The sequence below is a fragment of the Streptomyces sp. genome (assembly GCF_035645055.1).
Lineage (GTDB): Bacteria > Actinomycetota > Actinomycetes > Streptomycetales > Streptomycetaceae > Streptomyces.
In genome coordinates this window covers 115,247-127,118 of the sequence record NZ_DASQNH010000072.1, presented here as the reverse complement: position 1 = coordinate 127,118, position 11,872 = coordinate 115,247, and the positions used below count along the sequence as shown (strand labels likewise).

At 72.5% G+C, this 11,872-nt stretch carries 8 protein-coding genes; 4 read left to right on the top strand and 4 right to left on the bottom strand.

Features of this window, described 5'->3' with window-relative positions:
• The first annotated feature begins 454 nt into the window (after nucleotides 1–454).
• Together VE614_RS23920 and ptsP are read left to right on the top strand one after the other, a co-directional pair.
• Nucleotides 455–904 (top strand): PTS glucose transporter subunit IIA, encoded by a 450-nt coding sequence (locus VE614_RS23920; RefSeq protein WP_324940808.1) that lies wholly within the window; start codon nucleotides 455–457, stop codon nucleotides 902–904.
• A 79-nt stretch (nucleotides 905–983) separates the two neighbouring features.
• Nucleotides 984–2,654 (top strand): phosphoenolpyruvate--protein phosphotransferase, encoded by a 1,671-nt coding sequence (gene ptsP / locus VE614_RS23915; protein WP_324940805.1) that lies wholly within the window; start codon nucleotides 984–986, stop codon nucleotides 2,652–2,654.
• Nucleotides 2,655–2,724: 70 nt separating this feature from the next.
• On the opposite strand, the gene VE614_RS23910 is transcribed toward ptsP, so the two are convergent.
• Complete coding sequence (locus VE614_RS23910; RefSeq protein WP_324940802.1) at nucleotides 2,725–3,615, bottom strand: hypothetical protein; 891 nt, start codon at nucleotides 3,613–3,615, stop codon at nucleotides 2,725–2,727.
• A gap of 138 nt (nucleotides 3,616–3,753) precedes the next feature.
• Nucleotides 3,754–5,721, bottom strand: a complete 1,968-nt coding sequence (locus tag VE614_RS23905; RefSeq protein ID WP_324940800.1) for an acetoacetate--CoA ligase — start codon at nucleotides 5,719–5,721, stop codon at nucleotides 3,754–3,756.
• Nucleotides 5,722–5,934: 213 nt separating this feature from the next.
• On the opposite strand from VE614_RS23905, the gene VE614_RS23900 reads away from it, so the two are divergent.
• Nucleotides 5,935–8,301: a TIM-barrel domain-containing protein gene (locus VE614_RS23900; protein WP_324940822.1), complete on the top strand. Its 2,367-nt coding sequence runs from the start codon at nucleotides 5,935–5,937 to the stop codon at nucleotides 8,299–8,301.
• Nucleotides 8,302–8,304: 3 nt separating this feature from the next.
• Here VE614_RS23900 and VE614_RS23895 read toward each other — a convergent pair whose 3' ends face one another.
• A complete protein-coding gene (locus VE614_RS23895; RefSeq protein ID WP_324940797.1) occupies nucleotides 8,305–8,835 on the bottom strand; it encodes an NUDIX domain-containing protein in 531 nt (176 codons plus the stop codon).
• Nucleotides 8,836–8,884: 49 nt separating this feature from the next.
• Complete coding sequence (locus VE614_RS23890; protein ID WP_324940794.1) at nucleotides 8,885–9,700, bottom strand: M15 family metallopeptidase; 816 nt, start codon at nucleotides 9,698–9,700, stop codon at nucleotides 8,885–8,887.
• Nucleotides 9,701–10,105: 405 nt separating this feature from the next.
• Between VE614_RS23890 and VE614_RS23880 the strand changes: the two genes are divergently transcribed.
• Nucleotides 10,106–11,758, top strand: a complete 1,653-nt coding sequence (locus VE614_RS23880) for a GGDEF domain-containing protein (RefSeq protein ID WP_324940791.1) — start codon at nucleotides 10,106–10,108, stop codon at nucleotides 11,756–11,758.
• The last annotated feature ends 114 nt before the right edge of the window (nucleotides 11,759–11,872 follow it).

Below are 11,872 nucleotides of genomic sequence, written 5' to 3'. Positions count from 1 at the left end.
GAACCTCGACCATCGGAGATCCGATGGACGGGGTATCAACATATCTGGCGTTGACTTTTGGCACGCTGTTGAGTTCTCAAGGAACGGACGCTTCCTTTGTACTCACCCTCTCGGGCTTTCCTCCGGGCGCTTCCCTTCGGTGTTCCCAACTCTATCAGTGTTTTTCCGTCTCTCAGACCACCCTCCCGCAGGCATGCAGAAGGAGACCCCGAGATAGGATCTGACAAGTTGGGTGCCGCCGGGCGGGGACACTGATCGCGTCGCTCGGCCTCGGCAGGAGTACGACTGTACACGGGGCCTTCGAGCGGGTGCAAATCCCGCGAGGAGGTGGTCTAGACCTCTATCCAGCAGCTATCGTGCGGAACCGGCACTTCCTGTGACATACGCTGCTGCTCAGTGCGCCGTCGGGACAGGCAGTGACGGCCCATGTATCTCCACCCTTGGGAGGCTTCCCATGACCATCGTGACGTCCCCGCTGGCCGGACGCGCCATCGGACTGGCAGCTGTTCCGGATCCGGTCTTCTCCGGGGCCATGGTCGGCCCGGGCACCGCCATCGATCCCGTACGCGAGCCCTCCGAGGCGGTCTCCCCCGTCGACGGAGTCATCGTTTCTCTCCATCCCCACGCGTTCGTGGTCGTCGACCCCGAGGGGCACGGGGTGCTCACCCACCTCGGTATCGACACCGTGCAGCTCAACGGCGAGGGCTTCGAGCTGCTGGTGAACAAGGGCGACACCGTGACGCGTGGCCAGGCCGTCGTGCGCTGGGACCCGGCGGCCGTGGAGGCGGCGGGCAAGTCCCCCGTCTGCCCCGTCGTGGCGCTGGAGGCCACCGCCGAGGCGCTCTCCGAGCTTCGCGACGACGGCGACATCAAGGTCGGCGACAGTCTCTTCGTCTGGAAGTGACGTCACTGCCGTCCCAGGACGGCCAGGCAGGACAACCACCGCGGCGGCGGGGCCCGCCGCACTATCGGAGACGGGTGAGATGGAGACAACGCTGCGAGGCGTCGGCGTGAGCCACGGTGTGGCGATCGGCGAGGTTCGGCACATGGGAACGGCGGTGCTCGAACCGCCCGCGAAGCAGATCCCGGCCGAGGAGGCGGAACGTGAGCAGGGGCGCGCTCGCCAGGCCGTGGACGCTGTGGCCGCCGACCTGATGGCGCGCGGCAATCTGGCGGGGGGCGAAGCCCAGGCGGTGCTCGAGGCGCAGGCCATGATGGCCCAGGACCCCGAGCTGATCGCGGACGTGGACCGGCGGATCGCCGTGGGCAGCACGGCCGAGCGTGCGGTGTACGACGCGTTCGCCGCCTATCGGGATCTACTGGCCGGTGCCGGTGAGTACCTGGCCGGTCGCGTCGCCGACCTCGACGACGTGCGGAATCGTATCGTCGCCCGTCTGCTGGGCGTGCCGATGCCCGGTGTGCCGGACAGCGACGAGCCGTATGTCCTGGTCGCCCGTGACCTGGCGCCGGCGGACACGGCGCTGCTGGACCCGACGCTGGTGCTGGGCTTCGTCACCGAGGAGGGCGGGCCGACCAGCCACAGCGCGATCCTGGCGCGCGCGCTCGGTGTGCCGGCCGTGGTGGCGCTGCCGGGTGCCGGTGAGCTCGCCGAGGGGACGGTCGTCGCCGTCGACGGCAGTACCGGTGAGATATTCGTGAACCCGACCGAGGAGAAGAAGGCGCAGCTGGAGGCGGCGGCCGCGGAGCGCAGGGCCGCGCTGGCGGCGTCGACGGGGCCGGGGGCGACGTCCGACGGACACAAGGTGCCGCTGCTGGCCAACATCGGCGGGCCCGCGGATGTGGCCGCGGCGGTCGAGGCCGGTGCGGAGGGTGTGGGTCTCTTCCGGACCGAGTTCCTGTTCCTGGACGACGACAAGAAGGCTCCTTCCGAGGAGAAGCAGGTCGAGGCCTACCGGCAGGTGCTCGAGGCGTTCCCCGAGGGCCGGGTCGTGGTGCGGGTGCTGGACGCGGGTGCGGACAAGCCCCTGGACTTCCTGACCCCGGCGGACGAGCCGAACCCGGCGCTCGGTGTGCGCGGGCTGCGGACGCTGCTGGACCACCCCGAGGTGCTGCGCACCCAGCTGACGGCGCTGGCCAAGGCGGCCGAGGGTCTGCCGGTCCACCTCGAGGTGATGGCCCCGATGGTGGCGGACCGTATCGACGCCAAGGCGTTCGCCGACGCGTGCCGGGCGGCGGGGCTGCGGGCGAAGTTCGGTGCCATGGTGGAGATCCCGTCGGCCGCGCTGCGGGCGCGCTCGATCCTCCAGGAGGTCGAGTTCCTGTCGCTGGGGACGAACGACCTCGCACAGTACACCTTCGCCGCCGACCGGCAGGTGGGTGCGGTGTCCCGGCTGCAGGACCCGTGGCAGCCGGCGCTGCTCGACCTGGTCGCGCTGTCCGCCGAGGCGGCGAAGGCCGAGGGCAAGAGCTGTGGTGTGTGCGGTGAGGCGGCGTCCGATCCGCTGCTCGCCTGTGTGCTGACCGGTCTGGGGGTCACCTCCCTGTCCATGGGCGCGGCGTCGATTCCCTACGTGCGGGCGACGCTGGCGAAGTACACGCTGGCGCAGTGCGAGCGGGCGGCTGCGGCCGCGCGGGCCACGGACACGGCCGAGGAGGCGCGCGGCGCCGCTCAGGCGGTGCTGTCCGGCGAGTAGTCCGGCTGGGCCGGTGAGGTCTGCCGGGCCCAGGGGCGCCCCGCCTTCGGGTGGGGCGCCCCTGGCGCGTTCAGTGCTGGTGGTGCGGTGCCGGTCCGTCGTCGCCGAGGTCGGGTGGCTCGCAGTAGTCGACTCCGGATTCGGGTGAGATCAGGTCTCCGGATTCCACGTCGGTGCAGTAGGCGTCGAAGACCTCGCCGGCGGTGAGGGGTTCGAGCCCGTCGCCGCGCAGCCGCCACCCGTAGACGCGGTCGGCTGTGCCGGGCGCGCTGGTGCGCATCACGAGTCCGCCGGGGCTGCGGGTGGCGATGCCGAGGGCCAGGACGGTGGTGAATTCGAGGGCCTCGGCCTCGTCGAGTTCCGTGGCGTCGTCGCGGTCGTCGGCGTGCAGGACGGCGACGAGGGTCTCGGGGGTTCCGGAAACGCTGCAGACGAGGTGCCGGTGGCCGGGTGGGGCGGTGTCGAGGATGCGGAGGAGGAGGGCCGAGGCCCGGGTGAAGGCGGAGCGCCCGAGGTCCTCGCCGCAGGTCGCGCAGGAGCCGAGGCGGGCCAGAAGGGCGGAGGCGTAGTCCCAGGTCGCCTGTCGAACGGCTTCGTCGACGAGGGCGGGGACGAGGTCGGTGAGGGGCTGGCCCTCGTAGGGAACGGTGGGGCCGGTGGCGGCCAGTTCTGCGGTGAAGCGGCTGCGGCTGGCCGGGACGTCGGGGTCCAGGCCCTGGTCGGCGCAGTAGTCGGCGTATTCCTGTGGGTCGAAGAGGGCGACCGTGGTGTGGGTGCCCTGGGCGGCTCGGGTCTGGAGCAGTGCCTCGACCTGCTGGAGGTAGGTCCGGTGGTCCTCGAAGGTGAAGGTGCGATAGCGCCGCATGGCACGGAAGTCGTGCTCGTCGGTGAGCAGGCCGATGGTGCCGGCGATTTCGCGGCGCAGGACGCGTCGCATGGTCATGCTGTCGGTGTGCGTCATGTTTCCCCCTGTGCACGCAGTCGATCAATGCTCACTCACCGTAACCGGCGGCACTGACAACGGCGTCCGAGCGGCCTCCAGCCGCCCGGTCGCCGGGGGGGTGCGAGGCCGCTGGAGGGGTGCTCGGGGCGGGCGGGGTCAGCCGCGCTCGCGGGCCAGGTCCGCGTAGAAGTGCAGCAGATCGAGGTTGTCGATGGAGCCGGGGTTGACGGCCTTCTCCAGGGGGGTGCCCTGGAGAAGGCGCTTGACCGGGACCTCGATGCGCTTGCCGGTGAGGGTGTGCGGGATGCCGGGCACCGCGATGATCTCGTCGGGGACGTGGCGCGGGGAGAGTTGTTCGCGGATGGTCCGCTTGACGCGGTTCAGGAGGGCGTCGTCGAGGACGGCTCCGGGGGCCAGGTGGACGAACAGGGGCATCCAGTAGCCGCCGTCGGGCTGTTCGACGCCGATGACGAGTGATTCCTTGATCTCGGGGAGGCGCTCGACGGCTTCGTAGATGTCGGCCGATCCCATGCGGACGCCCTGCCGGTTGAGGGTGGAGTCGGAGCGTCCGTGGATGACGACGGAACCGCGGGAGGTGACGGTGATCCAGTCGCCGTGCCGCCAGACGCCGGGGTAGGTGTCGAAGTAGCTGTCGTGGTACCGGCTGCCGTCCGGGTCGTTCCAGAAGTAGATCGGCATGGACGGCATGGGGTTGGTGACCACCAGTTCGCCGACCTCGTCGGTCAGGGGTTTACCGCTCGGGTCCCAGGACTGGAGGTCGGTGCCCAGGCCGGGGGCCTGGAGTTCGCCGATGTACACAGGGAGGGTGGGGACGGCTCCGGCGAAGCAGGAGCAGACGTCGGTGCCGCCGCTGACGGAGGCGATCCACAGGTCGTCGCGGACCTCGTCGTGCAGCCAGCGGAAGCCGTCGGGCGGGAGCGGGGAGCCGGTGGTCGCGACGCAGCGCACGGCGGAGAGGTCGTGGTCCCGCGCGGGGTGCACCCCCGCCTTGCGGCAGGCCATGACGTAGGCGGCCGAGGTGCCGTAGAGGGTGGCCCCCGTGCGTTCGGCGATCCGCCACTGGGCACCGGTGTCGGGGTGTCCGGGGCTGCCGTCGTAGAGGACGATCGTGGTGCCGGTCAGGAGGCCGGAGACGAGGAAGTTCCACATCATCCAGCCCGTCGAGGTGTACCAGAAGAAACGGTCCGCTGGGCCCAGGTCGGAGTGCAGGCCGAGCTGCTTGAGGTGCTCGACGAGGATGCCGCCCTGGGACTGGACGATGGGCTTGGGGAGGCCGGTGGTGCCGGACGAGTAGAGGACCCACAGGGGGTGGTCGAAGGGGACCTGCTCGAACTCGGGGTCCGCGTCCGCGCCCGTGAGGGCCGCCCATTCCAGGGCTCCCCCGGGGGTCTCGGTGCCCAGGAGCGGGATGTGGACGACGGCGCGCAGGGTGGGCAGCTCGCGGCGCAGTTCGGCGACGGTCTCGCGGCGGTCGTGCTCCTTGCCGCCGTACCGGTAGCCGTCGACGGTGAACAGGACGACCGGTTCGACCTGCTGGAAGCGGTCGAGGACGCTGCGGGCGCCGAAGTCGGGGGCGCAGGAGGTCCAGACGCCGCCGACCGCCGCCGTGGCGAGCAGGGCGACGACGGCCTCCGGGATGTTGGGGAGGTAGCCGCTGACGCGGTCGCCGGGGCGTACGCCCAGGGTGCGCAGCTCGGCGGCCAGGGAGCCCACCTGGCGGCGCAGCTCGGACCAGGTCACCGCGCGGGGTTCATGGGTTTCGTCGACACAGAGGAGGGCCGGTTCGTCCGCGCGGGTGGCCACCGCGCGCAGGGCGTGTTCGGCGTAGTTCAGGGTGGCCCCGGGGAACCACTGGGCGCCGGGCATCGCGCGGTCGCCCAGCACGCGCGTGTAGGGGGTGGAGAAGCGGACGTCGAACCATTCGGTGACGGCTTTCCAGAAGGTGTCCAGCTCCTCGACGGACCAGCGGTGCAGTGCGGCGTAGCCGCCCTGGGCGGGGGCGCCGTGGTGCTCGGCGGCCCAGGTCTGGAACCTGGTGATCTGCGCCTGGGCGATGCGTTCCGGATCGGGCTGCCAGAGCGGCTGAGGGTTCACGGTCGACATGGGGCGGCTCCCGGACTGTGCGCGTCGTGTGCGTCCTCCGCGCACGTGCTGGGGTGTGCGCGTGACGCGGCTGCAACGGACGATGCCATGTGATCGACTTCAGCACCAGGGTGTGCCCCACACAGTCCGTCTCGTGAAGATGTGGTCCCGGCACGGGTGAACGGCAGTTGAACGAGACGCGCGTACCGTCCGAACAGTGGCAGGGTGAGCAGCATGGACGGTCGTGACCTGGTGCGTTCGTTGAAGGCGGTCGGTTCTGTGGGGGCGGCGCAGGGGTTGCGTACCGTACGGGCGGCCTGGCGCAGGGAGCGTGCCGACGTCGCGGGGCTGCCCCGGCGCGGCGCCGAGCGCGCGCGGGTTCCCGGTGTCCTGGAGTCGGCGGAGCCGGGGCCCGGCGGGGGCACGCTGCGGTTCGGCAGGTCGGAGCTGCGGATCACCGTCACGGTGGGCGGGGCGGTCTTCTGGGGCTGGGACGGGGCCGGTCCGGAGCCGTCGTACGCGCTCGTCGGCCGCTGTCCGGACCCCGATCCGCGGGCCGTGCTGGAGCCGGACAAGGACGGCGGCTGGCGGGTGGTGGCCGAGCGGATGACGGTCGTGGTGTCGCGGCTCGGCGCGATCGAGGTGCGCACCCCCGGTGGAGTGACGTTGCGCCGCGATCTGCCGCCTCGGTGGTGGGAGCCGGCCGGCGGGGGCCCGGCGCGCTGGACGCAGCGGTCGGAGGTGCCGGCGGACGCGCGGTTCTTCGGGCTGGGCGGACGGGCGTCCGGGCCGCGGCTGCGGGACGGCGCCTACCGGCTGTGGAACAGCGACCCCGGGCGTGCCTTCGTACCCGGGGACGATCCGCTGTACATCACCATGCCGGTGCAGTGGGTGGTGAGCGACGCGGGCACGCATCTGGTGTTCCACGACACCACGTGGGACGGCACGGTGCTGCTGCGGGAGGGCGAGGAGGGTGCCGGCTCGGGTCATGACCGGGCGGGGCTGAGCGAGCTGCGGATGGACGGTGGTCCGCTGCGCTGCTGGGTGGTGGTGGGCACTCCCGCGCGCGTGCTGCTCGCCTGGGCCTCGCTGACGGGGGCGCCGGCGCTGCCGCCCGCGTGGGCGCTCGGTCACCATCACGCGCGGTGGGGCTTCGGCAGCGAGCAGGAGGTGCGGCGGATCGTCGCGGGCTATCAGGAGCGGGGTCTGCCCCTGGACGCCGTCCACCTGGACATCGATCACTACGAGGAGCACCGGGTCTTCACCGTCGATCCGGACCGTTTCGCGAAGCTGCCGCAGCTTGCGGAGGAGCTGCGGCAGGACGGGATCCGGCTGGTGTCGATCGTGGACGCGGCGGTGAAGGCCGAGCCGGGCGACGCCGTGTACGACAGCGGGACGGCGGAGGACGCTTTCGTGCGGGACTCCTCGGGGCAGCTCGTGCGGGGGCTGGTGTGGCCCGGGGAGTCGGTGTTCCCGGACTTCACGCACGCGCGCGTGAGGCAGTGGTGGGGCCGCCTCTACGAGGAGCGGCTGGCGCAGGGCTTCTCGGGGTTCTGGCACGACATGAACGAGCCGACGTCGTTCGCGGCGTTCGGCGAGACGACGCTGCCGCGTTCGGCCCGGCACGCGTTGGAGGGGCGTGGGGGTGATCATCGCGAGGCGCACAACGTCTACGCGCTGTGCATGGCCCGCGCGGGGTACGAAGGGCTGGCCGAGCTGGCGCCGCGACAGCGCCCGTTCGTCTTCTCGCGCTCCGGCTGGGTCGGGATGCAGCGCTACGGCGGGACGTGGTCGGGTGATGTGGCGACGGGCTGGGACGGGCTGCGGGCGTCGCTGTCGCTGGTGATGGGGCTCGGGCTGTGCGGGGTGCCGTACTCGGGGCCGGACGTGGGCGGCTACGACGGCAGCCCCGATCCGGAGCTGTTTCTGCGCTGGTTCCAGCTCGGCGCGTATCTGCCGCTGTTCCGCACCCACGCGGGTCTGCGGGCGGGGCGCAGGGAGCCGTGGGAGTTCGGGCCCGGGGTGCTGGAGCACGCGCGCGCGGCGCTGCTGGAGCGGCGGCGGCTGCTGCCGTACTTCGTGACGCTGGCGCATCTGGCCCGGCGCACGGGGGCTCCCTACGTGCGGCCGGTGTGGTGGGGCGCGCCGGAGGAGCGGGCGCTGCGCGACTGCGAGGACGCCTTCCTGCTGGGCGACTGCCTCCTGGTGGCGCCGGTGCTCGCCCCCGGCACGGACCGGCGGGCGGTGCGGCTGCCGCGCGGGCGCTGGTACGACACGGTCACGGAGCGCGCATACGAGGGGCCGGCGCGGGTGCTGGTCGACGCTCCCTTGTCGCGGATCCCGGTGTTCGCGCGCGCGGGTGCCGTTCTTCCGGTGCGGGGGGACGACGGCGGTCTGGAGCTGGAGGTGTGGGCTCCCGCGCGGGGGCGGACGGGCCGCGGGCTGGTGGTGCCGGACGCCGGTGAGGGCTGGGAGGAGCCGGAGGTCGAGCGCTATGTGTCCCGCCGGTCGGGCCGGCGGGTGGTGGTCGTGCGGGAGGGTGAGGGCGGCGCGGTCGAGCCGCCCTGCCCGGTGCGGATTCGCGGGCTCGGGGAGGCGTGAGAGTCAGACGTAGCGGCCTTCGAACCAGGCTCGGACGGCCAGCGTGTGCAGGGGGAAGGCCAGTTCTTCGGGTCTGCGCAGGAGGTGCCAGCCCTCCGTTTCGTCGGTGGCGGCCGAGGCGGGCAGGTCGTGGACGGGGCGTTCCGGGAGGAGTCCGAACAGCAGCAGGTGGCCGTCCGGGGAGGACGCGGCGTCGATGAGGCGGACGTCGCGGGCCGCCGCTTCGATGCCGGTCTCCTCCTCGAGTTCGCGGACGACGGCCTGGCGCCAGTCCTCTCGGTGGTCGACGTAGCCGCCGGGGAGGGCGACACCGCCGCGCGCGGGGGCCACGGTTCGGGTGATGACGACGAGGGCCGTGCCCTGGGTGTCGTACACGGGCTGGAGGGCGACCGCGACCGGCAGGGGGTTGCGGTAGGCGACGGTGCCGCAGGAGGGGCAGGTGCGGGGCCAGTCGGAGACGCCCTCTCCATAGGGCGCGCCGCAGCTCGGACAGTGCGAGCCGGGACCGGAGTTCGTGTGCTGGGGTTCGGACACGCCGCGGACTGTATCCGATCATGGCGAGGGCGTCCCGTGGCGTGGCGGGTCAGCGGCGGTGGGTGAGGGACTTCGCGGACACGGGGAAGTCGAAGTAGGTGTCCGGGTAGGGCTCGGGTTTGTAGGTGAAGTGCCACCACTCCTCGGCGAGGTTGACGAATCCGAGGCCTTCGAGGGTGCTCTTGAGCAGCAGCCGGTTGGCTCGCTGCTCGCCCTGGACGCGTGGGTCGAGGGTGTGGGAGAGGGTGTCGAAGCAGTCGTATCCGGTGCCCATGTCGACGGAGTTGTCGGGGAAGCGTTCGTGCTGGGGGGCGTAGCAGGGCACCAGGGGCTGACCCGGGACGTACGGCTTGGTGGGCCTGGCGGGGAGTTCCACGATCGTGAGGTCGACGGTGGAGCCGCGGCTGTGGCCGGATTTCTCGGCGATGTAGCCGTCCGCGAAGAGCCGGGTCTTGTCGACCTTCGGGTAGAACTCGCCCTTCATCGCCTGGTCGTCGAGGTCCTTCGCCCAGCGGACGAAGTGGTCGACCGCGCGCTGCGGCCGGTAGCAGTCGTAGACCTTGAGGGTGTAGCCCTGGCGCAGCAGCTTCGTCTGGGCCCGGCGGAGGGCTTCGGCGGCGGGGCGGGTGAGGATGCACAGGGGTTGCCGGTAGCCGTCGACGCGCTCGCCGACGAAGTTGTGCGGGGTGAAGTAACGCATCTCCTGGAGGATCGTGCGGTCCACGGTGCGCAGCGCGACGAAGTCCTGGGGCGCTGTGGGGTCGGTCGCGGCCTGGGCGGTGGCGGTGGGGGCGGCGGTGGTCATGGCCAGCAGGGTGGCGGCCGCGGTGGCCAGGCGGCGGGCCAGGAGCGAGATTCGTGTCATGTCCCCTGCGTCTATCAGGCCTGGGTGGCGGCGGGGAAGTACTCCGGTGGCTCGTGGTTCCGGGGAGGCGGTTCCCGGGGTCACGGTCGCCGTGCTTCCGGGTCCTGGGGACGGCGAATCCGGTTCTTGGGGGGAAGCGGTGCGGCCCGGGCGATCGCCCGGATCCGCGAGCCGACCCGGCAGTCGAAAGGGGAGGCGGACGACCGGCGGATCACCGGGGCGCGGGTCGGCATCACGGCCGGCCGGGGGCTGTTCGGACACGGGCCGGCGGTGATCGCGGGGCGCTGAGACCTGCCCGCTCTGTCAGGCGCGAGGAGATCGTACGCTGTGTGATCGACCAGGAATGCTGCGTGAACGTCTCATGAACTGCGCCAAGGCGTGCGCGGGCGGCGACATCATGCTCCCGTGCACTCCTGGTCGGACACGCTCCGCTTCGCTTTCCAGCCGGTGGTCAACCTGTCCACCGGCGGGGTCGCCGCGCTGGAGATCCTCGCCCGCCCGGAAACCGGCGACATCCTGGCCGAAGCCCGCCGGGATCCGGAACTCGACGGCCGGCTGGCCGTGCTGGCGGTCCGGGCGGCGGTGCGCCACGAGACCCTGCTGCCGCTGCACGTCAACGTGTTCGCGGGGACCCTCGCCGACCTCGGCGGACTCACCCCGCTGTACGACGCGGTGCGTGCGGCGGGGCGGCTGCCCTGGGAGGTGACCGTGGACGTGGTCCCGCCGTACGCCCATGTGCCGCGGCAGGGCCTGCTGGACGCGGTGGCCGCCCTGCGGGAGCGGGGCTTCCGGGTCAGCGCGGACGGGGTGGGAGACGGCGACGTACCCCTGCGGCTGCTCGCGGACCTGGCGCCCGATCTGGTGAAGCTGGACGGCTCGCTGCTGTCCCGGCCGGCCGCCGTGCGGGCCATGCGGACGCTGTGCGACGAGTCGGGGGCGCTGCTCGCCGTCGAGGGCGTGGAGACCGAACTGCAGTGCACGGCCGCGCTGTCGGCCGGGGCGCAGCTGGCCCAGGGCACGCTGTTCGCGCCGCCGGCCAGGCTGCCCGCGGCGGACGTGTACGTGCCGCCCCGCTCCCTGGGCCCGGACGGGGTGTCGCGGGCCGGGCCGTCGGTGCGGGAGTTCGTACGGCCGGCCGCTCTGCTGCCGGACACCGCGTCCGCGTCCCAGGTGCGGTCGCTGCTGACCGGGTCGCCGGACGTGTCCGGGGTGCTCCTGGTGGACCGGAACGGGGTGCCGGTCCGCTCGGTGCACCGGTCCCGGTTCCTGCTGTCCCTGTCGGGGCGGTACGGGCACGCGCTGTACGCCGACCGGCCCGCCGCCAAGCTGGGCGATCCGCCGCGGACGGTGGGGGTCGACGCCACCGCGTGGGAGGTGCTGGACGTGGTGGCGGACGGCGAGCGGGACCGTACGTCGGACGACGTGGCCGTCGTCGACGCGTACGGGCGGTGCGTGGGCGTCGTGCGCCTCGCCGACCTGGTGCGGGCGCTGGCCGAGTCCCGCGTCGAGGAGGCGGCCGGGCTGAACCCGCTGACCCGGCTGCCGGGTTCGGACGCGATCACCGGCGAGGTGGACCGGCGGATCGCGGACGGGCGGGCGTTCGCGCTGAGCTGGCTGGATGTGGACCACTTCAAGCAGGTGAACGACGGGTCCGGGTTCGCGGCGGGCGACGAGCTGATCCGGTCGGTGGGGCAGGCGTTGCAGCTCGCGGCGTCGGGGAGTGCCCGCGTGGGGCACATCGGCGGGGACGACTTCCTGGTGCTGGCGGACCCGGAAGGGCTCGGCCCGCTCGCCACGTCGGTGCTGGACGCCCCGTGGTCGGCGGGCGGGCGGCCGGTGACGCTGTCCCTGGCCACGGTCGTGTGCGGGCCCGGCAGTGTGGCGGACCACCGGCAGGCGGCGGCCTGTCTGGCGCCGCTGAAGAAGGCCGCCAAGGCGCTGAACGGGGCGAGCTGGGTCCTGGGCCGTGCGGGGCTGCCGGGACACGAAGTGCTGCGGGGCGTGGAGGGGGTGCCGCGGCAGCCGGGGTGCCCGGTGCGGGAGACGGGACGGAACTGACCGGTCGTCAGGGGCGGCGCGGTTGTCAGGGACTCGCGGGGCAACCGGGCGCCGGCACCTGCCTCGGGGCAGTTGGCTCCGGGCTTCTGGCTTCTGGCTCCGGGCTCCGGGTAC

Bases quoted from the DNA above. Each gene is read 5' to 3' on its own strand.
- VE614_RS23910 (WP_324940802.1), bottom strand. From the start codon at position 3,615: ATGACGCACACCGACAGCATGACCATGCGACGCGTCCTGCGCCGCGAA.
- VE614_RS23905 (WP_324940800.1), bottom strand. From the start codon at position 5,721: ATGTCGACCGTGAACCCTCAGCCGCTCTGGCAGCCCGATCCGGAACGC.
- VE614_RS23890 (WP_324940794.1), bottom strand. From the start codon at position 9,700: ATGACACGAATCTCGCTCCTGGCCCGCCGCCTGGCCACCGCGGCCGCC.
- ptsP (WP_324940805.1), top strand. From the start codon at position 984: ATGGAGACAACGCTGCGAGGCGTCGGCGTGAGCCACGGTGTGGCGATC.
- VE614_RS23900 (WP_324940822.1), top strand. From the start codon at position 5,935: ATGGACGGTCGTGACCTGGTGCGTTCGTTGAAGGCGGTCGGTTCTGTG.
- VE614_RS23920 (WP_324940808.1), top strand. From the start codon at position 455: ATGACCATCGTGACGTCCCCGCTGGCCGGACGCGCCATCGGACTGGCA.